The organism is Lysinibacillus sp. RC79, assembly GCF_041262405.1.
Classification (GTDB): domain Bacteria; phylum Bacillota; class Bacilli; order Bacillales_A; family Planococcaceae; genus Lysinibacillus.
On sequence record NZ_JBGCCD010000011.1, the window covers coordinates 54558 to 81250 of the forward strand.

24 protein-coding genes and 2 pseudogenes are annotated in these 26693 nt (G+C 37.8%); 20 read left to right on the forward strand and 6 right to left on the reverse strand.

Features of this window, described 5'->3' with window-relative positions:
• Positions 1-52 precede the first annotated feature (52 nt).
• Together metC and ABH968_RS12700 are read right to left on the reverse strand one after the other, a co-directional pair.
• Positions 53-1219: a cystathionine beta-lyase gene (gene metC, locus ABH968_RS12695; RefSeq protein ID WP_370044387.1), complete on the reverse strand. Its 1167-nt coding sequence runs from the start codon at positions 1217-1219 to the stop codon at positions 53-55.
• Positions 1203-2336, reverse strand: coding sequence for a methionine biosynthesis PLP-dependent protein (locus tag ABH968_RS12700; RefSeq protein ID WP_370044388.1), 1134 nt, complete (start codon positions 2334-2336; stop codon positions 1203-1205). The genes metC and ABH968_RS12700 overlap by 17 nt, the downstream gene beginning before the upstream one ends.
• 187 nt (positions 2337-2523) lie before the next feature.
• On the opposite strand from ABH968_RS12700, the pseudogene ABH968_RS12705 reads away from it, so the two are divergent.
• The 4 genes and pseudogenes from ABH968_RS12705 to ABH968_RS12720 form a co-directional block, all read left to right on the forward strand.
• A pseudogene (locus ABH968_RS12705) lies at positions 2524-2619 on the forward strand (short-chain dehydrogenase); the annotation flags it as partial.
• 7 nt (positions 2620-2626) lie between these two features.
• Complete coding sequence (locus tag ABH968_RS12710) at positions 2627-2797, forward strand: hypothetical protein (RefSeq protein WP_370044389.1); 171 nt, start codon at positions 2627-2629, stop codon at positions 2795-2797.
• 50 nt (positions 2798-2847) lie between these two features.
• Positions 2848-3210, forward strand: coding sequence for a Rossmann-fold NAD(P)-binding domain-containing protein (locus tag ABH968_RS12715; RefSeq protein WP_370044390.1), 363 nt, complete (start codon positions 2848-2850; stop codon positions 3208-3210).
• Positions 3211-3557: 347 nt separating this feature from the next.
• A complete protein-coding gene (locus ABH968_RS12720; RefSeq protein WP_370044535.1) occupies positions 3558-3893 on the forward strand; it encodes a DUF4304 domain-containing protein in 336 nt (111 codons plus the stop codon).
• A 143-nt stretch (positions 3894-4036) separates the two neighbouring features.
• Here ABH968_RS12720 and mscL read toward each other — a convergent pair whose 3' ends face one another.
• On the reverse strand, positions 4037-4426 hold the full coding sequence (gene mscL, locus ABH968_RS12725; protein WP_370044391.1) for a large conductance mechanosensitive channel protein MscL: 390 nt from the start codon (positions 4424-4426) through the stop codon (positions 4037-4039).
• Positions 4427-4594: 168 nt separating this feature from the next.
• Here mscL and ABH968_RS12730 point away from each other — a divergent pair, with 168 nt between their 5' ends.
• Positions 4595-5290, forward strand: coding sequence for a lytic transglycosylase domain-containing protein (locus ABH968_RS12730; protein ID WP_370044392.1), 696 nt, complete (start codon positions 4595-4597; stop codon positions 5288-5290).
• Between the two features lie 326 nt (positions 5291-5616).
• On the opposite strand, the gene ABH968_RS12735 is transcribed toward ABH968_RS12730, so the two are convergent.
• From ABH968_RS12735 to ABH968_RS12745, 3 genes and pseudogenes are all read right to left on the reverse strand, one after another.
• Positions 5617-5874, reverse strand: coding sequence for a GlsB/YeaQ/YmgE family stress response membrane protein (locus tag ABH968_RS12735; RefSeq protein WP_142507034.1), 258 nt, complete (start codon positions 5872-5874; stop codon positions 5617-5619).
• A 117-nt stretch (positions 5875-5991) separates the two neighbouring features.
• Positions 5992-6405: pseudogene (locus ABH968_RS12740) on the reverse strand (cysteine hydrolase family protein); the annotation flags it as partial.
• A gap of 147 nt (positions 6406-6552) precedes the next feature.
• A complete protein-coding gene (locus tag ABH968_RS12745) occupies positions 6553-6714 on the reverse strand; it encodes a hypothetical protein (RefSeq protein ID WP_370044394.1) in 162 nt (53 codons plus the stop codon).
• A gap of 534 nt (positions 6715-7248) precedes the next feature.
• On the opposite strand from ABH968_RS12745, the gene ABH968_RS12750 reads away from it, so the two are divergent.
• The 15 genes from ABH968_RS12750 to ABH968_RS12820 all read left to right on the forward strand — a co-directional run bounded on the left by ABH968_RS12750 (position 7249) and on the right by ABH968_RS12820 (position 26600).
• Positions 7249-8424, forward strand: a complete 1176-nt coding sequence (locus ABH968_RS12750; protein ID WP_370044396.1) for an amino acid deaminase/aldolase — start codon at positions 7249-7251, stop codon at positions 8422-8424.
• The gene (locus ABH968_RS12755) at positions 8412-9734 is read left to right on the forward strand and encodes a D-arabinono-1,4-lactone oxidase (RefSeq protein WP_370044398.1); all 1323 of its coding nucleotides are present in this window, start codon (positions 8412-8414) and stop codon (positions 9732-9734) included. The genes ABH968_RS12750 and ABH968_RS12755 overlap by 13 nt, the downstream gene beginning before the upstream one ends.
• A 355-nt stretch (positions 9735-10089) precedes the next feature.
• Positions 10090-11760, forward strand: coding sequence for a dihydroxy-acid dehydratase (ilvD, locus tag ABH968_RS12760; RefSeq protein WP_370044400.1), 1671 nt, complete (start codon positions 10090-10092; stop codon positions 11758-11760).
• Positions 11761-12224: 464 nt separating this feature from the next.
• A complete protein-coding gene (gene ilvB, locus ABH968_RS12765; protein WP_370044402.1) occupies positions 12225-13991 on the forward strand; it encodes a biosynthetic-type acetolactate synthase large subunit in 1767 nt (588 codons plus the stop codon).
• Positions 13988-14503: an acetolactate synthase small subunit gene (gene ilvN, locus ABH968_RS12770; protein WP_370044403.1), complete on the forward strand. Its 516-nt coding sequence runs from the start codon at positions 13988-13990 to the stop codon at positions 14501-14503. The genes ilvB and ilvN overlap by 4 nt, the downstream gene beginning before the upstream one ends.
• Before the next feature lie 98 nt (positions 14504-14601).
• Complete coding sequence (ilvC, locus tag ABH968_RS12775; protein ID WP_370044405.1) at positions 14602-15636, forward strand: ketol-acid reductoisomerase; 1035 nt, start codon at positions 14602-14604, stop codon at positions 15634-15636.
• Complete coding sequence (locus ABH968_RS12780; protein ID WP_370044407.1) at positions 15623-17161, forward strand: 2-isopropylmalate synthase; 1539 nt, start codon at positions 15623-15625, stop codon at positions 17159-17161. The genes ilvC and ABH968_RS12780 overlap by 14 nt, the downstream gene beginning before the upstream one ends.
• 171 nt (positions 17162-17332) lie before the next feature.
• Positions 17333-18433 (forward strand): 3-isopropylmalate dehydrogenase, encoded by a 1101-nt coding sequence (gene leuB / locus ABH968_RS12785; protein ID WP_370044408.1) that lies wholly within the window; start codon positions 17333-17335, stop codon positions 18431-18433.
• 16 nt (positions 18434-18449) lie between these two features.
• Complete coding sequence (gene leuC / locus ABH968_RS12790) at positions 18450-19859, forward strand: 3-isopropylmalate dehydratase large subunit (RefSeq protein ID WP_370044410.1); 1410 nt, start codon at positions 18450-18452, stop codon at positions 19857-19859.
• Between the two features lie 30 nt (positions 19860-19889).
• The gene (gene leuD, locus ABH968_RS12795) at positions 19890-20480 is read left to right on the forward strand and encodes a 3-isopropylmalate dehydratase small subunit (protein ID WP_370044412.1); all 591 of its coding nucleotides are present in this window, start codon (positions 19890-19892) and stop codon (positions 20478-20480) included.
• Between the two features lie 320 nt (positions 20481-20800).
• Positions 20801-22072, forward strand: a complete 1272-nt coding sequence (locus tag ABH968_RS12800; protein ID WP_370044414.1) for a sugar-phosphatase — start codon at positions 20801-20803, stop codon at positions 22070-22072.
• A gap of 23 nt (positions 22073-22095) precedes the next feature.
• Entirely contained in the window at positions 22096-23307 is a 1212-nt protein-coding gene (locus ABH968_RS12805) for an MFS transporter (RefSeq protein ID WP_370044416.1), read from the forward strand.
• Positions 23304-23477, forward strand: coding sequence for a DUF2197 domain-containing protein (locus ABH968_RS12810; protein WP_370044418.1), 174 nt, complete (start codon positions 23304-23306; stop codon positions 23475-23477). Before ABH968_RS12805 ends, ABH968_RS12810 begins: the two co-directional genes overlap by 4 nt.
• A 157-nt stretch (positions 23478-23634) precedes the next feature.
• A complete protein-coding gene (gene rbsK / locus ABH968_RS12815) occupies positions 23635-24516 on the forward strand; it encodes a ribokinase (protein ID WP_370044420.1) in 882 nt (293 codons plus the stop codon).
• A 233-nt stretch (positions 24517-24749) separates the two neighbouring features.
• Positions 24750-26600 (forward strand): dynamin family protein, encoded by a 1851-nt coding sequence (locus ABH968_RS12820; RefSeq protein WP_370044422.1) that lies wholly within the window; start codon positions 24750-24752, stop codon positions 26598-26600.
• The last annotated feature ends 93 nt before the right edge of the window (positions 26601-26693 follow it).

Genomic DNA, 26693 nt, shown 5'->3' on the forward strand with positions numbered 1-26693 from the left:
TTAATGAACAAAACCGCGTTTCCGTAAATCGAAAACGCGGTTGTTTTGCTGTTTATATAGCCTTTGCGGCAATCACTTCTAATGCTTGAGCGAAATCGGCGATTAAATCATCAACATGCTCTAGTCCCACTGAGAATCGTAATAGTCCATCAGTAATACCACGTTTTGCACGCTCCTCAGGCTCCATTGCCGCATGACTCATTTTAGCAGGGTAGGATAAAATCGATTCAACGCCACCAAGAGAGACAGCGAAAACTGGAATTTTCATTGCTTCTACTAGTGCTTTTGCAGCTTCATAGCTTGGTAGGCGGAAGGATAGTACTGCACCTGCACTCGTGGATTGACTATGATGAATCTCATAGCCAGGATGTGATGCAAGCCCCGGGTAGTATACTTGCTCGACAAGGGAATTTGCAGCTAAAAACTCTGCAATCTTTTGTGCAGATTCAGCAGATCGAGTAAAACGCACATCTGTTGTTTTCATATTTTGCAATAAAGTAAAGCAGTCCTGTACACCTAATATATTGCCGAATGAATTTTGGATAAAGTACAGCTCATGACCAAGCTTGTCGTCAGCAGTTACTGTCAATCCTGCGATAATATCAGAGTGCCCAGATAAAAACTTTGTAGCACTATGTATAACAACATCGACACCTAGTTCAAGTGGACGTTGGTGTAAAGGTGTCATAAACGTATTGTCTAAATACGTTAAGCAATTATGCTGCTTGGCAAGTGCTACTACTCCGCGAATATCTGTGATGCCAAGTGTTGGATTCGACGGTGTTTCCATATAGAGTAGTTTTGTAGCTGGTGTAATGGCTGCTTCTACTGCCGCTAAATCTGTGAAATCAACGAAAGTATGGGAAATACCGAAGCGTGGTAAAACCTTGGAGACGAAGCGGTATGTTCCTCCATAAACATCCTCCGTAATGACAACATGGTCCCCCTGAGATAATAGCATTAATGCTGCAGATACAGCGGCAATCCCAGAAGAAAATGCATGGGCTCGTACTCCGCCTTCAAGCTCAGCTACTGCTTTTTCTAATGCATCCCGCGTAGGGTTGCCAGAACGTGCATAATCATATTCGCCGAATTCATCGATACTTTCCTGATGAAAAGTAGATGATAAATACATAGGTACATTGACTGCACCTTTTTTATTTTCATAGCCGTCACGGACACCTGCGTGAATTAGGCTTGTTTCAATATGCTGCTTCATTTTTAACCTCTTTTCTAAGGATATCGAATACTTGTTTTAAATCCGCAATTAAATCTTCAGCCTCTTCAACGCCAACAGAAAAGCGTAGTAATCGGTCACAAACACCACGTTCAATACGCTCCTCATAAGGCATGTCTGCATGTGTTTGAGTAGCAGGATACGTAATAAAGCTTTCAACACCACCAAGACTTTCAGCAAAAGTAATTAGCTTCAAGTTTCGAAGGAATGGGTCAATCCACTCAGCCTTTTCCAAGCGGAATGAAAGCATGCCACCTTTTCCTGTGTATAGCACGTCTGTTACAAGCTCTTCTTCCTCTAAATATGCGGCAATTGCTTTGGCGTTCGCATCGTGCTGCTTTAATCGAAGATGCATTGTTTTTAATCCGCGAATAAGTAACCAGGAATCCATCGCACCTAAAACCATACCGCTACCATTATGAATAAAGCCAATGCGCTCTGCTAATTCAGCACCCTTTGCGACAACTAAACCAGCTAACACATCATTATGTCCACCAATATATTTAGTAGCTGAATGAATGATAATGTCTGCACCTAGTTCGATTGGACGTTGGAAATATGGTGTATAGAACGTATTATCGACAATTAACCATGCCCCATGCTTGTGAGCCAATTCCGCATATACTTGCAAATCAAATTCCTGCATGAGCGGATTTGTCGGTGTTTCAATAAATAGAGCACGCGTATTGTCGTTGATTAATGCTTCTACCTGTTCAACTGATTCAAATTTTGAGTAGACAGGCTTAATATTATATGTTTCTTCAAAGAAATTAAAAAGTCGATATGTACCACCATATAAATCATCAGGCACTACTAATTCATCACCAGGCCTAAACAGTGATAGAACTAATTGAATGGCTGCCATCCCAGAGCTACAAGCAAAGCCTGCATCTCCGCCCTCTAAATCGGCAATTCCTTCTTCTAATAGAGCACGAGTTGGATTTTTTGTACGTGTATAATCAAAACCAGTGGATTCACCGATGCCTGTATGTTTGTAAGCTGTCGATAAATGAATTGGTGGGCTGACCGCACCAGTTATCGGATCACTTAAATTCCCAAGTTGTACAAGTTTTGTTTCAATACTTCTGCTGTTTGTCATGTCGTCACTCTTTTCTTCATCATAATAAAGGGGAGTCTATTAGACCTTCTTTTCCCCATATTCTCAATAATTGTTATCAATTTAACATGTATACTAAAGAAGAACAAGATAATTTCAGAAAATTAGCGAGATTATTTATATTAAATCATCTAGGAATAGTAGGAGATAAGGAAGGGAAGAAAAGTAAATGAAACATTGGCTAGTAATAGGTGGAACAGGAATGCTAAAGGATGTTTCTGTATGGCTTATACAGGAAGGTAATCATGTAACCGTTATCGGGAGAAAATAAAATGCAAAGATTGATAAATGAATCTAATGATGCCTCGAAATTGACACCAATATTTGTTGATTATACGAATTACAATAGCTTTAACTTCTTTCAGCGGGTGTCTAAACATCCGCTGAAAGAAGTTAAAGCCTCCGGCGGATGTCACGGAATCGGAAAGGAGTTCTTAGGCTAACTGACCTGCATCTTAAAGCCGATTCCGGACGCAATTATGCCGAGGCATAATTGATATCGGCATTAATAGAGTCACAACAAACTAATGGATCATTTGATTTTATTATTGCTTGGATTCATGGCTCTGATACAAGAGTTTGGGATTCGCTTTTCCAAGCAATTCCCAACACAAAAAATGTGATTTTATACCATATAAAAGGAAGTAGCTCTTACTTAAATAATGACCGTACAAAAAGTTATATCCCTTCTAATATAAATTATAGAGAGGTGAAACTTGGATTTATCATACTAAACAACAACTCTTCAAGATGGCTAACAAATAGTGAAATTGCACAAGGAATTATTGATGCAATAAAGCAGGAGATACCGGAAAAGCATATAGGCGTTTTTGAACCATGGAGTTTGCGTCCTTAAAGAAAGGCTCTGTTAAAGCTAAATGTTGATGTTTGAAACCTATCTGAAATCTTAGGATAATTGATGAGAGAACGTACATTCGGTGTGTAGAAGGTTGAGCAAAGCGTTCAGTATACTTTCAAAAATGTCCACGTGGGATTCCAGAACGCAAACCTCGTAAACGTGGCGGGAAATCCGAACTTAGAGGACGGACAAGTTTGTGTTCATATTGCAAGATGCCGTTTTACGTCTATCCAAATAAGTTATAAAGTCAATTTAAAATAAAAGGAATTTTACCATGTGAATGACAAAAAAATGATGGATATGGCTTTAAAGAATATCGTAATACCAGTACTGAGAGAACAAGGATTCAGGGTTCATTCCCGCATTTTAGAAGAGGCAACGAAAATAATATAGATTTGATTACGTTTCAATTCAACAAATGGGGAGGTTCGTTTGTTGTTGAATTAGCATCTTACCCGAAAGATGGAACAACAATGTATTGGGGTGAAAAAATCCCACCTAATAAAGTTAATGCTCATCATATAAATAAGCGTTTTAGGTTAGGAGCAAAGTCTTTAGAAGAGGATGGGATATGGTTTTATTATGAAAAAACCGAATCCGAAGAAGACTATTCTAAAGTTGCTGTAAGTGCACTGAATCAACTTAAAACATATGATACTATTGGATTTCTTCTCGATTAAGATAATCTTAATTTTTGGAAGTTCCTTAGAAATAGGAACTCCTAATTTTTTTATCAACATTAAAATTTAACAGAGCCTAAAAAGAATCTGCCTATTACCTCGGATAAGTCGAAGTAATTAGACAGATTCTTTTTAACTTTAATTTAAGCTTGTTCTTTTTTTAATAAATCTCGAATTTCTTTTAGAAGCTCTTCTTTAGCGTCCAATTCTGGTGCTGGTTCTTCCACGACAGCCTCTTCTTTTTTACGAGATAGTTTGGTCATAATTCGTAATGCCATGAATATTGCAAATGCAATTATTAAAAAGTCAATGATCGACTGTAAAAATTCGCCTAATTTAACTTTCGCATCTCCTGAGCCAAACACAAAGCTCTCTGTTAAATCAATACCACCAGTTAAGACACCGACTAATGGCATTATGATATTTGCAACTAAAGAAGTAACAATTTTACCGAAAGCACCACCAATTACTACTGCTACTGCTAGATCGACAATATTGCCTTTCATAGCAAATTCTTTAAAGTCTTTCCACAAAACAAATTCCTCCTATTATTATCCATATAAAATAGTCGAATTATATTTTACTATATTTTTCCCTTCCTTTTCAACTATTAAAGTAGTGGTAATTATATACTGAAAAATCTGCTATATAATCGAAAATTTTGGTAATATAGAAATAGAATAAAAGATTAGGTGTGACATATGACGAAAAAAAAGAAGAAAAAACCGATGCTATCGCCTTCCGCTCAATTAGGCATGATAGCTTTATTAATACCAATAGCGATAACTGTTTGTGTTTTCGCCTTTTTTGCATGGAAGGAGCTACAAACATTACCTATATTTGAAAAATTAGCACGGGAAAAAGCACTAGAAGAAATTCAACAAAATTTCGATATGAAAATTCCTGAGCAATATATTCCTATCTATGTAGCAGCAGAAGAGAAATACGGCGTGCCTTGGACTTTGCTTGCAGCCCATCATCGAATTGAAACACGCTTCTCCTCAATGAAATCGCTCGTTTCACCAGCTGGGGCAGAAGGCCCTATGCAATTTATGCCTTGTACATTTGTCGGCTGGAAACATCCTTCCTGCTCGGGGTTAGGAAAAGGGGATATATCGAAAGCTGAATTAATGGATCCAGAAACCATTAAAAAATATGGTGGATATGGCGTAGATGCTAATGGAGATGGCATAGCAGATCCTTTTGATATAGAGGACGCTATATTTAGTGCCGCGAATTATTTATCGAAAAATGGTGCAGCAGATGGTCATATAAAGCAAGCTGTTTTTAAGTACAATCACAGTGATGAATATGTTAAAAAGGTGTTACAATATTTCAATTTGTATAATGACTATCATGATGAGCTAAAGGAAGCAGTCGTTTATAAGGAAAAGTAAAAAGCTGCGCTATGAAAAATAGGGTGAAAATGCCAGAAGATACTGGTTGATTGGAGTGGAGACTGGGCGACTCCTTGGGGATTAGCGATAGAGGAACGAAGGCTAAAACCATCACATCCTGTGATAACGCCTTCGTGACCAACATCGTGTTGGCCCGAGACCCTGGAGCGAGCATCGCGAGTGAAGCGGCTCAACGGACGCCCCCAGGAAAGCGCCCTGTCGGAACGGAAAAAATCAATGCCGAAGAGCCATTTTAATTTTATAGACACAATTTTTTAAAACAACAAGTAAAGAGCCATCAAAAATGATGGCTCTTTAGTACATATTTAGGTTGCTTTACGCATACTTTTTAAAATAATGCTTACGATGAAGATCAGCACTACAGCACCGATTAATGCTGGGAATACGTAAAAATTACTAACTCTCCAACCCCAGTTGCCAAGAACCATACTACCGATCCAAGAACCGACAACCCCTGCAACAATATTTCCAATGATGCCGCCAGGTACATCTTTACCTAAAATAACGCCAGCTAACCAACCTAATACTCCGCCGATGATTAAATACCAAATGAAGCTAATCATTCTTTTTCATCTCCTTAAAATTAAGATATAATGGCGATTGCTTAGTTATGCCCGGAATGGAGTATATTAAACGCGTCTCGCTACTTTAGTAATTATTACAAATTCACGATAAGGTTTTTACGACTTAACAACCGTTGCGCCTAATGTATGTTCAAAATGACGTAATGCCCATTCATGACCTGCAGCATCAAAACTTGCAACACCATCTGCATAAACAACCGTTGAAATGCCCAAATTATAAGCATTAACTGCTGTATGTAAAATACAAATATCAGTACAAACCCCAACTAAATGAATTTCTTTGATACCTCGTTCATTTAATAAAATCGATAAATTGGTTCCGGCAAATGCGCTATAGCGAGTTTTATCAAGCCACAAAACTTTATCCTTGTGAAGGTTATAAATTTCGCCAACTTGCCCAAATAAATGACGTCCTTTAGTGCCGCGAATATTATGAGGGGGAAATAGCTTTGTTTCAGGATGGAACGGATCATCTTCCTCATGTAGATCATTCGCAAAAACAACAAATTCGTTTTAAGTAATAAATTTTTGAATTAAAGATGAAATTTTTTTATCTTCATTCAGCAGAGTCTTCCATTTCTATAGGTGTGAGTTGAATGCAGTTACTTTTGTGGATATCCAAATATCAATTGAATGAAGATAAAGCCTCCGGGGATGTCACGGATTTTGAAAGGAATGAATTGTGCGTACAAATCCGGACGCAATTACGCCAAGGTGAAATTGATCTAATAATGCTTGACCGGGCTCTCCACAAGTTAGTTTTCCATCAGAAGCGACAAAATCATACGTATAATCAATGACTAATAAAGCCTTTTTCAACCTTTTCACTCTCCCTATAGGTATAATTTCACTTTTGTCATGCCATATTTGGGCCTGTTTGTCAGAAAAATGATTCGATTTTAATATTACGAATAGTTTGAAAATTGATTTTTCTGAGAGTATAATGTGAAAAAAGGAGAGTGGTCTATATGAATATGACAGCTATGAAACGTTTAAATCGCCAAGGATTACTGATTGCAGGCTTACATCTGCTAGTATTGTTAAATTTAGCAGCGGATTTCATATTTTCCTCGTAATCTCTTAAAATAGTAGAAAGGTGAGTTACATGCTTGTCCATTATTAAAAACAACCGTGAAGGCAAATTTGATTACATGTCCACGGTTGTTTTTTATTGTCTAAAAATAATTTCTTTAACTTCTTTCAGCAAATGTTTTATGTAACGTAAGTGAAACGGCAGTTACAAATGTTTTGGTAGCGAAAGCGAAGCGACAGCTAGAATTATGCCGAGGCATAATTAATAAGGAATTTTTATAATGAATATCGAAGACAAAGTACAAACAAAGGAGTGATAGGATGACTACTAGATTTGATCGAGCGTTCCATGAACTAGAACGTCCATTTGCTTGGTTGGACTTTGATGCACTGGATCATAATATTTCAACTGTACACAACGCTTGTGGAGAGAAAAATATACGTATTGCGACGAAATCAGTTCGTTCTGTGGAGATATTACGCTATTTACAAAAAAATCTACCCAATGTGACGGGATTTATGACGTTTACAGCGGCAGAAACACTATTTTTACTGCAACAGCATTTTGATGATTTATTGCTAGGATATCCGGTGATGGAAGAAGCTGCTGTTCGTCAGTTATTGCACTTTGTAAAAGCGGGGAAAACTGTCACTTTTATGGTGGATAAGCGGGAGCATGTCAAGTTTTTGGCGAAGCTAGGGCAAGAGCTAGGCATTCGTGTGCAGGTATGTATTGATATTAATGTATCCAATGATTTTAAGCTGCTTTATTTTGGTACGAAACGCTCTTCGCTTCATTCACTTGAGTCACTAACACCATTCCTCGAATATATTAAAAATCAAGCATTTATTGAGGTAGTTGGAGCAATGGGCTATGAGGCTCAAATTGCAGGAGTCGGTAATCGACCAGCCAATGCTGTTAAAGGAAGACTGATTGAAGTAATGCAATTGCAAGCTAAAAAGCAAGTTACCCAGTTTCGTAGATTAGCCATTGCGCATATAAAAGCATATTTTCCAAGCTTGCACTTTGTAAATGGTGGTGGTTCAGGAAGTATGGCATACACGGCACAACAGAAGGAGGTAACAGAAATTACGGTTGGCTCTGCATTTTATGCACCAGCTTTATTTGACCAATTTACGCATCTAAGGCTGAAAAAGGCAGCTGGATTTGCTTTAAGTGTAACAAGAAAGCCTGAAAATAATATTGTTGTTTGTCATGGTGGAGGTTATACAGCATCTGGAGCAATCAGTGCTGATCGATTACCGGTATTCTATGAACCCACTTTTTTTTCATATCTTAATCTAGAAGGAGCAGGAGAAGTTCAGACACCCGTTAAGGTAAAGCGTAAAAAAGTTAACGTAGGAGACACGTTATATTTTCGACATGCGAAAGCTGGTGAACTGTGTGAAAGATTTCAAAAACTGCATGGAATTAAAGGGGACAAGTATGTAGGAGCTTATACAACCTATAGGGGGGATGGACAATGTTTTCTATAGATAAGTGGAAAAATGGTCAGAAGTGGACAAACTGGGCTGGAAATGTCATCTCTTATCCGTCTGAGATGTACTTACCTAGATCTATTGAAGAGGTTACAAATATCGTGAAGCATGCACGTGAATCAGGAAAAACGATTCGTGTCACAGGTGCAGCTCACTCCTTTAGCGCTGTTGCGATGCCTGAGCATATAGCACTTTCTCTACATAAGATGCGTGGGTTAATAGCTGTGAATGAGGAGAAGCAAGAAGTGACACTTTGGGCTGGAACGTATTTATATGAAATAGGACCATTGCTTGCGAAGCATGGATTTGCCCTTATAAATATGGGAGATATTCAAGAACAGACGATTGCAGGAGCAGTGTCAACAGGTACCCATGGAACTGGTGTAACACTCGGTTCGTTATCCTCAGCTGTAACAAGATGGGGTTTTGTAGATGGTACAGGTACTTATAGGGAGCATGTGAGAGGAATGGATGATTTATCTGAAGCTTTGCATGTTTCACTAGGTATGCTGGGCGTACTTGTGAAAGTAACGATTAAGGTGATACCTCTATATAGCTTACATTATGTGAGCACAAGAGATACTTTAGAAAATGGGCTGGCGATATTTACTGAAGATATTCGACAAAACAGACATGTTGAGTGGTTTTATTTCCCGGGCAGCGAAACAATACAAGTGAAGCGCATGAACGCTAGAGCACCTGTTTATCAGAGTAATTGGGGTAAGAGAATCGAAACATTGAAACTACAAATAGTAGAGAACGGTGCTTTTTTTGCGATGTCCGAGCTTTGTAAATGGAAGCCTTCGTTTAGTGGTGCTATGAGTAAATTAGCAGCAGCCCATGTTGTGGAAGGGGAGCAAACGGGGATAAGCTATGAAATTTATCCGTCTCCACGTAGCGTCAAGTTCCAAGAAAGTGAATACGCTATTCCATTAACGCAATTTGAGGCATGTATAGAGGAAATCCACGCAACCTTTAAAAGTGGAATTTTTAATGTGCATTTTCCGTTAGAATGTCGAACGACAGCAGGAGAAGCAGGTTTTTTAAGTCCTACCCAAGGACACGAATCAGCGTTTATTGCCTTTCACATGTATAAAGGAATGCAGGAAGAGCCTTATTTTAAATGGGTCCATACGATGATGATGAAATATAAAGGACGACCACATTGGGGCAAACTAAGTCATTTAACTGCTAATTATGTACATGAGCTATACCCAGATATCGAAAAGTTTTTAGCAATTCGAAGTCAATATGATCCCGATAATGTGTTTTTAACAGGGTACTTAAGAAAAATATTTACACTGTAAGCGCTATCTCATTAAATAGCTGTTCACGCTCTTTTGAAGGATTTGGAAATATTATTGATAGATTATTGAAAAAATTAAAATTTGAACGAAATGTCAAAATATTCTCTAAAGCGAGATAAAAGTGATGCTTAATCAGCATGAAAACGATTTCAAATTTTATGTATTATTTAAATTGTTCAAACAATTCTAAAAATACTGTTGACGAGACCTTTTTTTCGTACTATGATTACAACAATTTAACACGTTCGTTACAGCAGTTAGTTGTCTTCTAGGCGATTAACATATAAGCAAAAACGAAATAGACAGAACATTTTGTTTATAGCAACGAACATAGCAATAAAGAGGGGCGTTTAAAATGAGAAGTGACATGATTAAAGTAGGCGTAGATCGTGCGCCACATCGAAGTCTTTTATATGCAACAGGCAAAGTAAAAGCGAAAGATTTAGGCAAGCCATTTATTGGGGTTTGTAATTCTTATATCGACATTATACCAGGTCACGTTCATTTACGTACATTTGCTGATGTTGTCAAAGAGGCCATTATTGAAGCGGGTGGTATTCCGTTTGAGTTTAATACAATCGGTGTAGATGATGGTATTGCAATGGGGCACATTGGAATGCGTTATTCTTTACCAAGCCGTGAAATTATCGCAGACTCAGCTGAAACGGTTATTAATGCACACTGGTTTGATGGAGTATTCTATATTCCTAACTGTGACAAGATTACACCGGGAATGTTAATGGCAGCAGTTCGTACTAACGTACCATCAATTTTCGTATCGGGTGGTCCAATGGAGGCTGGTACTTCTGCTACTGGCAAGCAACTTTCATTAACTTCAGTTTTTGAAGGTGTAGGGGCTCATAAATCAGGCAAAATGTCAGCTGAAGAGCTGTTAGATATTGAAAGCAATGCATGTCCAACATGTGGTTCATGTTCAGGAATGTTTACTGCAAACTCTATGAACTGCTTAATGGAAATGCTAGGAGTAGCTTTACCAGGTAATGGAACAATCGTAGCTACTTCTGAAGAGCGCCATAATCTTATTAAAGAGGCTGCTAAACAATTAGTCCGTATGATTAATGAAGACATCAAGCCTCGTGACATTATTACTAAAGAAGCAATTGATGATGCATTCGCACTTGATATGGCGATGGGTGGTTCGACTAATACAGTTCTCCATACATTAGCAATCGCCAATGAAGCTGAAATCGATTATAACATTGAAGATATTAATAAAGTTGCAGAGCGTGTTCCATATTTAGCGAAAATTATGCCTGCTTCAGATATTTCAATGGATGATATTAATAAAGCAGGTGGCGTTAGTGCCATTATTAATGAATTAACGTCTATTCCAGGTGCTATTCACCCAGATCGACCAACCGTTGCAGGAGTAACAATGGGTGAGCTTGTAAAGGATTATCATATTATAAATGATGAAGTTATTCGTACGAAAGACAATCCGTATAGCCCAGTTGGTGGATTATCGGTGTTATTTGGTAATATCGCGCCAGAGGGTTCTGTTATTAAAGTAGGCGCTGTAGACCCTTCTATTAAAGTATTCAGGGGCGAAGCAATCGTTTTTGAATCACAAGAAGCAGCACAGGAAAATATCGATAACGGGACGGTAAAAGAGGGCCATGTAGTCGTCATTCGCTACGAAGGACCAAAAGGTGGCCCAGGGATGCCTGAAATGCTTGCACCAACGTCTGCGATTCAAGGACGTGGACTTGGTACAAAGGTTGCGTTAATCACAGATGGACGTTTCTCAGGTGCATCTCGTGGTATTTCAATCGGACATATTTCACCAGAGGCAGCAGAAGGCGGTCCAATCGCTTTAGTAGAGAACGGTGACATTATCACAATTGATCTACCAAATCGTACTATCAATTTAGAAGTTTCAGATGAAGTATTAGCTGAACGTCGTGCAAAACTACCGGTATTTGAACCGAAAATTAAGCGCGGGTGGCTAGCAAGATATTCAAAACTAGTAACAAACGCCTCTACAGGTGGCGTTATGAAAATTTAAATAGTTAAAGCGTTGATGAGGTTAAAGGTTCTAGAGCCTTGTATCTACCAGAGAGCCGGTCGTGCTGGAAGCCGGCGATACAACTAGATCCGACATCCCCTCGGAGCGAGCTATTAAACGCGTGTTCGCCATTAGATAGCTCCGGGCATAATCGAAAGTGCTCGTTATTAATGAATAAATAATTTATGACACCATATTGGATGCGAATGATCTCGCATTGGTGCATAAATGCTTACATTTATTCACGAGGTAGCAATCATTTGCTATAAAAAAGGGTGGTACCATGGAAAGTCTTTTTCATCCCTACGTAAGGTAATTCTTTGCGTGTGGAGAAAAGGGCTTTTTATTTTTTTTCGAAGTTAGAAAGAGTCTGTCATCTCTTTTCAAGGAGATAACCAGCTTGTAATACTTCAATGATGCGCATTACTGATGTGAAATTGAATGATAAGAAGGAGGCATATTTGATGAGTACGAATGTTTCTATCGATGAAAAAGAAGAATTAGCAACAACAGCTAAAGCTGAACAAACCTATCAAGCGAAAGATGGTGCTGACGTATTAGTGCAAGCACTACATGAACAAGGTGTTGAAATTGTTTTTGGTTACCCAGGTGGAGCGGTACTACCAATCTATGATGCCATGTATAAAAATCCGATTCGTCATATTTTAACTAGACATGAACAAGGTGCAATCCATGCAGCGGAAGGTTATGCACGTGTCTCCAATAAACCTGGTGTTGTTATTGCAACAAGCGGTCCGGGGGCAACAAACTTAGTAACTGGTATTGCCGATGCGATGATTGACTCCATTCCATTAGTTGTATTCACAGGTCAAGTTTCAACATCTGTGATTGGTACGGATGCTTTCCAAGAAGCAGATATTATGGGCATTACGACACCAATTACGAAGCACAATTATCAGGTGCAGGATGTTAATGATATCCCGCGTATTGTTAAAGAGGCATTCCATATTGCAAGTACTGGTCGAAAGGGCCCTGTTGTAGTAGATTTCCCGAAAAATGTGTCTCAAATGTTGTTTGATGTGGAGAACCCACCACAGGCTCCTGAAGAAATATATTTACCGGGTTATCAACCAACGTACAAACCAAATTATTTACAAATTCAAAAGGCTATAAAGGCGATTTCATTGGCCAAAAATCCAGTTATTTTAGCTGGGGCTGGTGTACTCTTTGCAGATGCCAAAGAAGAGTTAACAGCATTCGCTGAAAAATACCAAATTCCAATTGCAAACACTTTACTAGGACTTGGTTCAATCCATGGAGAGCATGAATTATTCATCGGTATGGCAGGAATGCATGGAACTGTAACAGCGAATACAGCTATTACAAAATCAGACTTATTGTTGAATATCGGAGCTCGCTTCGATGACCGTTTAACTGGTAATTTGGCTACATTTGCTCCAAATGCAACAATCGTACACATCGATATTGATCCAGCGGAAATTGGAAAAAATGTTCCGACAGATATTCCGATTGTTGCAGATGCTAAAGAAGCATTAAAAGCATTATTGAAAAAAGACTTCGATGGTCCAGATACAACAGAATGGCTAACATACTTAAATAATCATGCAAAGGAATATCCATTATGGTACAACAAGGAGCCGGGGGACAAAGAAGTTTTACCGCAGGAAGCATTAGAGCTTGTGCATAAAATTACAGAAGGTGATGCAATTGTCACGACAGATGTTGGACAGCATCAAATGTGGGCTGCGCAATATTATCGATTAAACAATGATCATGGATGGGTAACATCTGGTGGACTTGGTACGATGGGCTTCGGCTTCCCGGCTGCAATTGGCGCCCAGTTTGCGAAGCCAGACAAAAAAGTTGTTGCTATTGTGGGTGATGCAGGATTCCAAATGACTGCGCAAGAGCTTTCTATACTGCAAGAATTCAACTTACCGGTAAAAGTGGTGATTTTAAATAATAGTTGTTTAGGAATGGTTCGCCAATGGCAAGAAACATTCTACGAGGAGCGTTATTCATCTTCACTTATGCCGATCCAACCAGACTTTGTTAAATTAGCTGATGCATATGATCTGAAGGGCTATCGAATTAACACAATCGATGAAGCGGAAAGTATTTTCCGCGAGGCACTACTTTCCGATGAGCCGGTGTTAATTGATTGTCGTGTTAAACAGCTTCAATGTGTTTACCCAATGGTAGCCCCAGGCAAAGGCTTACATGAAATGATTGGGGTGAAAAAGAATTGAAACGAGTAATTACAGTAACAGTGATTAACCAAAGCGGTGTGTTAAACCGTATAACAGGCTTACTTATGAAGCGGCAATTTAATATTGAATCAATCACAGTTGGTCATACTGAACAGCCAAACTTTTCGAAAATGACTTTTGTTGTAAACGTAGAGGATGAGCGTAAGATTGAACAGCTAGTGAAGCAATTATCTAAGCAAATTGATGTGTTAAAGGTCAATGACATTACAGACAAATCAATCGTGCTTCGCGAGTTAGCGCTTGTAAAGGTAATTTCACCACCAAATTTACGACTGGAAATGAATTCAATTGTTGAACCATTCCGTCCGCAAATTATTGATACAGCGAAAAACGTTGTCACCTATCAAGTAGTAGGAGATCCAGATAAGATTGATGCTTTTATTGAACTAATTCGACCTTATGGTATTAAAGAATTAACGCGTACAGGGGCTACTGCATCTGTTCGTGAAACACAAAAAATCTCAAATACGCAGCTCTCTATTTTAAAATAGTTTGCATATAAAAATTCATAGCTTTGGATGCATAGCCCTTAGTGCTTAATGGCATCTGAAGTTGAAAAAACAAACCCAATATTAGGAGGAAACAAACAATGGCTACTATGTATTATGATCAAAACATCAACGAGGAAGTATTAAAAGGGAAAAAAATCGCAATCATCGGTTATGGTTCACAAGGTCACGCACATGCATTAAATCTTAAAGAATCAGGCTTCGATGTAGTAGTAGGAGTTCGTCCAGGCGGATCATTCGATGCAGCAAAAGCGGATGGATTAGATGTAAAAAATGTTGCTGAAGCAGCACAAGAAGCAGATGTTATCCAAATTTTACTTCCAGATGAGCGTCAAAAAGCTGTATATGAGGCTGAAATTGCTCCACATCTTGAAGCGGGTAAAGCACTTATGTTTGCACACGGCTTCAATATTCACTTCGGTCAAATTACACCTCCAGCAGATGTGGACGTATTCTTAGTTGCGCCGAAAGGTCCAGGACACTTAGTTCGTCGTCAATTCCAAGAAGGTGCTGGTGTACCAGGATTATTCGCAATTCATCAAGATGCAACTGGTCAAGCAAAAGATTTAGCTCTTGCATACGGTAAAGGAATCGGTGCAGCTCGTGGCGGTTTACTTGAAACAACATTCAAAGAAGAAACTGAAACTGATTTATTCGGTGAGCAAGCTGTACTTTGTGGTGGTGCTACACAATTAGTAAGAGCAGGTTTCGAAACTTTAGTAGAAGCAGGCTACCAACCAGAATTAGCATACTTTGAAACACTTCACGAACTAAAATTAATTGTTGACCTAATGTTTGAAGGTGGTATGGCAACAATGCGTTACTCAGTATCGGATACAGCAGAGTGGGGTGACTATGTTGCAGGACCACGCATTATCGATGACTCAGTAAAAGGTCGTATGAAAGATGTATTAACGGATATCCAAGATGGTACATTCGCACGTCGTTGGATTCAAGAAAACGAAAACGGTCGTCCAGAATATACAAAATTCAAAGAAGCTGGTGCAAACCACCAAATCGAAGAAGTTGGTGCTAAATTACGTGCTATGATGCCATTTATCAACGAAGGTAAAGAAAAAGTTGTGAGAGAAGTGGCTGCAAGTGCAAAAAATTGATATTTTCGATACAACCCTTCGCGACGGCGAACAATCTGCTGGTATTAATCTAAACACCGCAGAGAAGATTGAAATCGCCAAGCAACTGGAGCGCCTAGGAGTGACAATTATTGAAGCAGGTTTTCCTGCTTCGTCACCCGGTGACTTTGATGCGGTACATCGTATTGCTGGAACAGTGAAAAACTCGATCGTAACAGGCTTAGCTCGCTGTGTACAAAAAGATATTGATACAACTTGGGAAGCCATTAAAGTGGCCGAACAGCCGCACATTCATATTTTCCTAGCAACTTCCCCAATTCATATGGAATACAAGCTAAAAAAATCACCCGATCAAGTGGTAGAGCAAGCAGTGGAAGCTGTAAAATATGCAAAAAAATTTTTTCCACTTGTACAATGGTCTGCTGAAGATGCATTCCGCTCAGATCATGAATTTTTAGTACGTATTATGAATGAAGTTGTTGCGGCAGGTGCAACAACCATTAATGTACCTGACACAGTAGGATATGCATCGCCACAAGAATATGGTGCATTATTTAAATTCCTACTTGAAAACGTAAAAGGTGCAGAACAGGTAAAATTCTCTGCACATTGCCATGATGATTTAGGTATGGCAACCGCTAACACGATTGCGGCCATTGAAAATGGTGCCTCACAAATAGAGGGTACGATTAACGGTATCGGAGAGCGCGCTGGAAATGTTGCGCTTGAAGAAATCGCAGTTGCCCTTCATATCCGTAAAGATATTTATCCTGTAGAAACAGGGATTCATTTACAAGAAATTAAGCGGACATCTCAATTAGTCAGTAAGCTCACGAATGTGGTTATTCAGCCGAATAAAGCGATTGTTGGTAAAAACGCATTTGCACACGAATCAGGTATTCACCAAGATGGTGTGTTAAAAAATCCTGAAACGTATGAAATTATTTCACCTGCTCTTATTGGTGAAGGGGAGGTACCGCTCGTTCTTGGTAAACACTCAGGTCGCGCAGCATTCCGTGACCGAGCAGAAACAATGGGCTTCCATCTTTCGGATGAAAAACTAAATAAAGCATTTACTGAATTTAAAAAATTGGCTGACCGTAAAAAAGAAATTACGGAAGAAGACTTACTAACGCTTCTTACTGAGCAACAAATTCAAATAGAAGATGTTCCACTTTACGAACTAAAGATGGTACAGGTGCAATATGGTACAGAAAATATACCAACAGCAACAGCGATTGTTTTAACACCAGAAGGTCTAGAGAAGACAGTTGTTGCAACTGGTTCAGGCTCGGTGGAAGCCATTTTCAATACGCTTGAGCAACTTGTACAAGGGGATATTCATGTGATTGATTACCGTGTTAAGTCTGTCGGTAAGGGACGAGATGCATTAGGAGAAGCTGTAATTAATATTCGATATGATGGTATTTCAACAACCGGGCGAAACTCATCACAGGATGTTTTAGAAGCATCGGCAAAAGCTTATTTAAATGCTATCAATCGTCATTTAATACAAGCAAGCCTTCGTACACAGCCTGTAAGTTAATCAATGTCGCAATTTTTAATGGTAGTGAATTGAGTCAGCATCATTCACATCCCAAACGCAATTAGGCCAATTACGTGTAATCGTAATATTGATGACCTCACCTATTAATATAGGTGAGAGTCTTACTAAAATAGCGTAGTTCAACGCTATACAAAGAAAGGTGTTTTGACGATGGAGAAAAAAATTACAGTACTTCCTGGTGACGGAATAGGGCCAGAGGTTGTTGCTTCAGCTGTACGTGTATTACAGGTGATTGGTAAGCGATTCAACCATACATTCCATTTAGGTTATGCAACAATCGGAGGCGCTGCCATCGACCAACACAATAATCCACTACCAGATGAAACAATTGAGATGTGTGAAAATAGTGACGCAGTTTTACTAGGAGCCGTTGGTGGCCCGAAATGGGATAATAATCCACCTGAATTACGTCCAGAAAAAGGATTACTACGTATTCGCAAACATTTTGACTTATTCGCAAACTTACGTCCAGTAAAGGCGTTCCCGAGTTTACTAGATGCTTCACCATTAAAGCGTGAAGTAGCCGAAAACGTCGATTTAATGATTGTACGTGAATTAACAGGCGGTGTATACTTCGGGGAACCACGTATGCGTACTGAGAATGGCGCGATAGATACAACTGTTTACTCAACTGCAGAAGTTGAGCGTATTGTTGAAAATGCCTTTGAATTAGCACGGTTACGTGGAGGCAAATTATGCTCTGTTGATAAAGCCAATGTACTTGAAACAAGTCGTTTATGGCGCGAAGTTGTAGAAGCGAAGAAAAAAGAGTATCCAGATGTGCAAGTGGAGCACAATTTAGTAGACTCAGTTGCTATGAAATTAATTACCAATCCTAGTCATTATGATGTGGTAGTTACTGAAAATATGTTTGGCGATATTTTAAGTGATGAAGCATCTGTTATTACAGGCTCTTTAGGCGTACTTCCATCTGCATCTATTCGCGGAGATAATTTCGGTCTATATGAACCAGTACATGGCTCAGCACCAGAAATTGCAGGCCAAGGTGTAGCAAATCCAGCCGCAACAATTCTTTCAGTGGCTATGATGCTACAATATTCATTTGGCTTAAAAGAAGAGGCTGCAGAAATCGAACGTGCTGTAAGTGCAGTATTTGATGATGGCTATTTCACAGCAGATCTTGCACGTGATGGCAGTCGTATACTATCGACGAATGAATGGACAGATAAAGTTATTAACGAGATTGATACAAGCTTTGTTTCAGAAAGCATTATGACAACATACATTTAAGAAATAGGTGAAGATAATGGGCAAAAATATAATTGAAAAGATTTGGGATAAACATGTTGTTTATCAGGAAGAGGGCAAACCGGACCTGTTATATATTGATCTCCATTTAATTCATGAAGTAACTTCTCCGCAAGCCTTTGAAGGTCTACGAATGAACGGACGTCAAGTGCGTCGTCCAGATTTAAGCTTTGCGACAATGGATCATAACGTCCCTACCAAAAATCTACCAACGATTCATGATCCAATTGCACGCAACCAAATTGAAACGTTAGCTAAAAATGCTGAAGAATTTGGAGTTGAGCTTGCAGGAATGGGGCATCCTGACCAAGGAATTGTTCACGTAATTGGACCAGAGCTAGGTTTAACTCAGCCTGGTAAAACGATTGTCTGTGGTGACTCCCATACGTCTACCCATGGTGCGTTCGGAGCGATTGCCTTCGGGATTGGTACATCTGAGGTAGAACATGTATTGTCAACACAAACTCTATGGCAAAATAAGCCGAAAACAATGGAAATTCGTGTAGAGGGTGAGCTCCCTGTAGGTGTCGCTGCAAAAGATATTATTTTAGCGATTATTTCTAAATTCGGTATTAGCGTTGGCACAGGACATATTGTGGAATTCACTGGAGAGGCTATCCATAAACTTTCTATGGAAGAACGGATGACAATTTGTAACATGTCAATCGAAGCGGGTGCAAAGGCAGGGCTAATTTCTCCTGACCAAACGACTGTTAACTATATCCGTGGACGCAAACATGCACCACAAGGAGAAAAGTTTGAGGAAGCAACAGATTATTGGTTAAGCTTAGCATCCGATGAAGATGCAACATACGATACAGTTCGAATTATTCAAGCTGAAGAAATTGAGCCAATCATCACTTGGGGAACGAATCCGTCAATGGGTTCAGGTGTTTCAAGTAATGTTCCAACACAGGCAGATTATGAGGATGAGTCAGATAAAGCTGCTCTTCGTAAAGCACTTGCCTACATGGACTTAGAAGAAGGTCAACCATTAACTTCAATCGATATCCAACACGTATTTATCGGTTCCTGCACAAATTCACGCATCAGTGATTTACGTGCAGCAGCAAATGTTATCGAAGGGCGTAAGGTACATGAAAAGGTAACAGCGATCGTTGTACCAGGCTCATATTCGACGAAAAAACAAGCAGAAGCAGAAGGATTAGATAAAATCTTTACAGATGCTGGCTTTGAATGGCGTGAGACGGGTTGCTCAATGTGTCTGGCAATGAATGATGATATAGTACCAGCGGGTGAACGCTGTGCATCAACATCAAACCGTAACTTTGAAGGACGCCAAGGAGCTGGTTCTCGTACACACTTAGTATCACCACAAATGGCAGCTGCGGCAGCAATTGCTGGTCACTTTGTGAATGTTCGTGAATTCGTAAAGGAAACTGTGTAATTTCCATTTACACGGAAGGGATGATTGCAAATGGAACCAATTAATATCGTAAAAAGTGTGATAACACCACTTGATCGTAAAAATGTCGATACAGACCAAATTATTTCGAAAGAGTTTTTAAAGCGTATTGAGCGTACAGGTTTTGGTCAGTTTTTATTTTACCATTGGCGCTTCGATGCAGAGGGCAATGAAGTAAAGGATTTTGTGTTAAACAAACCTAAATTTAAAGACTCCAAAATTTTAGTAGCACAAGATAACTTCGGCTGCGGTTCTTCACGTGAACATGCACCATGGGCAATCTTAGATTATGGTTTCAATGTAGTGATTGCACCATCATTCGCAGATATTTTCCATAATAACTGCTTCAAAAATGGGATTTTACCAATCAAACTAACTGAAGCAGAGTGTGATGAAATTTTAGCGAAAGGCTTAGAAAATCCGTACACGATGGAAGTCAATCTTGAAGCACAAACAGTAACGGGTGAAGATGGTACAATTTATAAATTTACCATCGATCCTTACTATAAAGAAACATTGTTGAATGGTTGGGATGAAATTGCACTAACCTTTAAATACGATGAAATAATCGCTGCTTATGAAGCAAAACGTATTGCATTTTAATAGATAAGGGATTTCCTTTTGACTGAAGACAGACTTGTTGTCTTCAGTTTTTTTATTGCTGAGAAAAGAAATTGGTGACTCGAGGGGAAACGTTAAGGTAGTGAGGAGTACTGCTCGTGGAGAAGACAAAGCTACTCAAGTAGGAAGGAAAACTATTCAGGGAGTAGTGAGAAGTTGGAAAAATGATGTCGCGTTCTTACCAGTTCTAATATTCTTGTGTAAATGATTCAAATATTAACTATTCATTTGTCTGTTTTTTGTAAAATTACACAATAAATTGATGTAATATTTTGATAAAATATAATTAGAGGTGGGAACAATTGAATAATAGCTTTACTAGAAATATAGGTCAGTTAATTAAACATCAACGAAAAAAACAGAAGATTAAACAAGATGATCTGGCAATTGGTGTTTGTACATCTTCATATTTGAGTCGTATTGAAAATGGTCTCGTGATTGCTGATGAAGCAATTTATCAATTGTTGCTACAACGATTAAACATTGATTTATATCAACATTCAGAAGACCAAGAACAATTAAATGAACAGTTGGAGGTGATTTGGGAGAAAATCATTCGTCATCGTCCATTAACTTCAAAAGAATGTCAAAAGATTATTACATATCCTAAAACTGATTATATTGATGAAATACAACTTAAATATGCAATTGTTCATTGTCGTTATTTACTTTTTGAAAACAAAATGGTGGAAGCCGAAAAGCTTTTAGAAAAAATTAAGCCGTTTATTCAGTGGGAATCCAATCGCATCACGCAAATGTACATTTTAACAATCAGTAATTATTATTTACTAACGGAACAATATGCAGAGCTAATTAACATGTATCATCAGTTTGACGTGAAGCATTATTCTAAAAATGGAAAAAGCTTCGAGCATGCGTATTGTTTATATAATTTAGCGTTTGCTTATAACCGAGTATATCAAAATCAGAAAGCATTAAATTATATTGAAGCAGCGAGTAATGTATTTAGTCATTATTACGCACCGTTATTCCAATTGAATCTATATTTGATGAAAGCAGTTATTTTTAATTCGCTATATCAATTTGAAAAAGCCATTAAAGAATATGAGGCCAGCTTGGATTTAATTGAACATGTTGCAGATTTACAAACTCCAAATCAAATGAGTTCTATTTATAATAATTTAGGTTATTGCTATGAATGCCAGGAACTATTTGAACAAGCCATTGTGAATTATGAAAAATCCTTAGCCATTGAATGTCAGTCACTTACTGTTGTGAATTATGTTCGAACTTTATATCGTCATAAAAACTTTAGAAAGATGGAAGAAATGATTGAACGTTATAAAGATTTATCGTTTCAAAAGAAGCATGAAGAATATCAATTTGAAGTACTTAGTTTCATATCTAATGGGGAAATTGAACAATTGCCATTAAAAGTTCTAGAAGAAAAAGCATTATGTTATTTTGAACAACAAAAATATTATTCTTTAATTTTGTTTTATGCACCATTATTTGCTGAACTGTATAAAACTCTTCTTGCGTATAAACAAGCAAGCAATTGTTATGAAAGGGCATTTATGGCAAGTGAAAGGGTTCGAATAATAATGAGTTAATTAACATAAGGGGGGAACTATAAATGAAAATCCTTCGAAAATACAGCTTATTAATTGGGGGCTTAGGTTTTTCCAATTTAGGGAACTGGATCTACCTTGTAGCGCTAAATTTATTTATATGGCATTTAACACAATCGCCGGCAGCAATGGCTGGAATCTTTATTGTCGGACCAATAGCAAGAGTTTTAACAAGTTTGGTAGCTGGCTCTTTTATTGATCGTATGAATAAACGCAAGTTGATGATTGCAACTGATATTATACGAGGTTTCATTGTTTTTTGTATGCCGTTTATGGAATCTATTTGGCTCATCTATACGCTGTTATTTTTAGCGAATATAGCGAATAGTTTCTTTGGGCCTAGTAGTACCTATTATATTACAAAGTTTGTTCCCTCTGAAGATAGACAACGATTCAACGCAATACTTGGCACGTTCAATTCAGGCTCGTTTTTAGTAGGTCCAGCATTAGCGGGACTCCTCATCATGCTTTTTAATACAGCAATTACGATTTGGTTCAATAGCTTTACATTTTTTGTTTGTGCTATCATCATTTATTTATTACCTGACGTAGATGATGTGAAGGAAACTTCACGGCAGCGTATTACTTGGCAACTATTAAAAAGTGATTATCTAGCGGTACTAACTTTCATTCAACAAAATTCATTATTTATCACGATTTATTTACTGTTTCAAAGTGCGTTAATGATTGCATTTGCGCTTGATTCTCAGGAAGCAACATTTATAAAACAAAATTTAGCGTTATCCGATAGCTTATATGGAGCCTTTGTCAGTAGTGCAGGAGCCGGAGCCATTTTAGGTGGGATGGTTGCCGCCAGCTTCGCCAAAAAATGGTCTACTCGATCATATATGGCTTTTGGATTGTTCCTGACAATGTTGTTTTACACAGCCTTTTATGCTTCGACATCAAGTATATTGGCATTTGTAAGTTTAGTTTTTCTAGGCTTTTGTATGGCATTTAGTAATACTGGTTATGAAACATTTTATCAGCAAAATGTACCGCCTGAAATGATGGGTCGATTCGGCAGTATTTCAACTATTTTTCAAAGTATTTTACAAATTTTCTTCACCTTACTATTAGGTCAGTTTGCAGAATTATTTACGCTTCAAATGACTGCAATTATTTTCGGTATTATAAGTATTTTATTTTCGATTTCATTATATTTTGTGCTATTTTCCCCAAAAAACTACATCGGATTAAAGGAGGAAATATTATGATTAGCTATTCGCTTCGTTGTATCTTTTGTAAGGAAATATTTGAAGTTGTAGAAGGGACAAGGAAATATACACTATATAAACAAAATATGAACGGGAAATTTTCCTGTGAAGATTGTGATAGAAAAATTGAATTAGAGGCAAGGAAAGGATTATTAGGAAAACTTAATTGAAAATATGTTGGTATGAGTTTTTTGCATTTGGATTAATGAACGTTAAAGATTATTTGGTAAGAAAATCAGTACCCCATAATTTTCAAATGTAAATGACCTGTCTTTCTACTGTTTTCTCAGTTAAAATGGAAAAATAAGATGGAAGGTAGGTCAAAACATGATTACAGTTATAGGTAGCATAAATATGGATTTAGTTGTACAAATGGGGGTTTTTCCACAGCAGGGAGAAACTATACTCGGTAAAGATTTTCAAACAATCCCAGGAGGAAAAGGGGCTAATCAGGCAATTGCTGCGGCACGTCTTGGAAGTGAAGTCACAATGATAGGCTGTGTGGGTTCCGATAGTTTTGGTGAATCATTACGTACTGTTTTACAGCAAGAGCATGTTCAAACTGAAGCTATTACAAGCGTATCAGCACCTACTGGGATTGCTAATATTTTAATCTACAATAACGATAACCGTATCATAGTAGTGCCCGGGGCAAATTATGAGTTAATGCCCTCGCATATAGAGGCAGCGAAAGAAATCATTCGGAAAAGTCAGATGGTAATTATGCAGCTAGAAATCCCAATGGAAACGACTGCATATGCAATAAAACTATGTAAAGAAGCGAATGTCCCTGTTTTATTAAATCCAGCACCAGCGGCTAATTTTGATGTGCAATGGATGGAGGATATTACTTATATCACACCAAATGAAACGGAGTGTGCTGAAATTTTTGGAGATGATTTTGAGCAAGTGTTAGAAAAATATCCTAATCAAATGATTATTACGTTAGGTAGTAATGGCGCACGCTATTTTGATGGTGAGTATCCTATTCATGTTCCGGGCTATTTAACGAAGGTGGTAGATACAACAGGTGCAGGCGATACGTTTAATGGTGCCCTCGCTTATGCTTTAGTAGAAGGGCAATCATTGGATCAGGCAGTGTATTTTGCAAATATTGCAGCTTCATTATCAGTGCAGAAATTCGGTGCGCAAGGAGGAATGCCAACACTTGGAGCGGTTTACGCACGTATGGCTGGTGTTGAAGAATAAAGAGAAGACTAACTCTCTTCCAAATTTATAATAATAAATATTAATTCTATTAGTCTGAATGAGTAATAATATCTGAGATATAAGGTTTTATAGCATAAGATTTATGACCTATTTGTGACGACTGAATTTAAGTATATTGTCCTTTTTTGCCGTTATTTCTTAGTACTATGTATTAATAAAGGAATATTTTCATTTATAATAACTTTAGATACATAGGAAAAGAGGTTTTGACGATGACAAATATTGATAATGTACCGATCGAATATACAGCCTCAGCGAATAATATTTTGCCAAAGCTTGTTGATCATTTGCGCCAATTACATGGCATTATTATACAAAATACATATGTAAAAGATACAGCTAAACACTTAAATCGTATCATTCAAGATGCTAACAACGAAACGATGATTCTTATTGTTGGGAAAGAGCGTGTTGGAAAAACAACACTTGTAAATGGATTGCTAGGACGTCAGGTTTTACCTGTTAATGATCAGCATCCAACAGGGGTAAATACATTTTTGCGATACGGTGAACATGAAGAAATAAAGGCGTATTTTTTAGATGGTGTTGTAGCAATATTCGATATGAGCAAGTTAGAATTATTGACAACTGGCGATACTTTTGCATCTCAAATATTACGAGAACATTTAGATTACCTAGAAGTATATTTGAAAAATGATTTATTAAAATCAGTGACAATTATTGATTCTGTTTCATTGGAAGCTGGGGGAGGAGAAATGGCCTACTTTCCAGAAGCATTGATGAACCGTGTTGACGAAATCTTTTGGGTATTACGCTCTGGTTCGATGGCTATTTATCCTGAAATATTATTGATGGAAACGTTAAAAAACAAAGGTGTTGAGCCTCTTTGTGTCGTCAATGCCATAGATTCAAATGAAAATACGAAGGCGTTTATCCATGCTGAGAGAGAACGATTGGGACATTTAATCAGTGATTTTGTAGCTATCTCTGCAAGGGAAGCGATTGAGGCTAAACAGACTGATAGTGATGAGCTTTGGCAAAAAAGTCAGTACGAGCAATTAATATCAGAAATTCACCGAGTTGCAGAAAATAATGATAAGAAAACGTATGGCATATTAATTCGCTTCTTGCAATGGCTTGAACGATTCCACTTCGAATTAGCTGTTATTCCACAAAGAGATCCATTCCAATCTGCTGTTGAGAACATTGAAAAGTATGCAGGCGATACACAATACGAATTTTCACGCTATCAACGTGATTTAGCGATTGTGACTGAATATGAGCAAGAATACGAACAGGTTGCTAGTGTATTTAAAAATGTTCAAACATTATATCAACTTTTACAAACCATTTCACAAAACGATTATTTTCAGGATGAAATTGTGGAAAGCTTTTCAGAAAAGGCTGTTTTTTATCAACAAATGTTACGAGAATATCGTAATATGCATAGTGAATATATACGTGAATATGATCGATTGGATGCTCAGCATAAAAAAATTCACGGAAAAGGCCTTATGAAAGCTATTTTTGGTCAGCATACACAAAATGGATTTTTCAAAGAACGTGTCAACAAGTTAAACGAGCAGCAAGTTGTTTGTATTGCACAATTTGAAAAAGTGCAAGAAGCGGAGACAGTAATGCTTCAGTCCATTCATTCGATACAAAGTTATCTTATGGAGTTAACGAAAAAGCGTTTGGTACGTATTGAGCAAAAAGTCCATGAACTAAATCAACAACGTTTAAAAGAAAAGCGCCAATTAAAGTTATACTCAAATAAATTAAATGAATTTTCTTGTTTAATTGAGGCGCAGGGCTATATTAAAGAAAATATTCAACCATTTTTAATGGACGAACAAATGCCGCTGAAAGAAAAAGATATTGAAATGCTAAAAGAAACGATTACCAGTATCATAAGCATTGACCTGACGAATAATGGTCTACTTGCCCGAAGTCAGATGAACAATAAAATGGAGAGCACTGAGATTCCTTTCGATGTTCAGAAAAAATATCCATTACATACGTTAGCTTTAGCAGAAGTAGATGTAAAATCAAACGATATACCAGAAATTCCGAAAAAATTAGATATTCAATATGAAGAATAAATGTTAAGAGAAAATGTTCTAAAAGTAATTTAAACTTTTAGGACATTTTTTTATGTATTTTGTGGTTTTCCGTTAAACTGAATAAAAAACTTG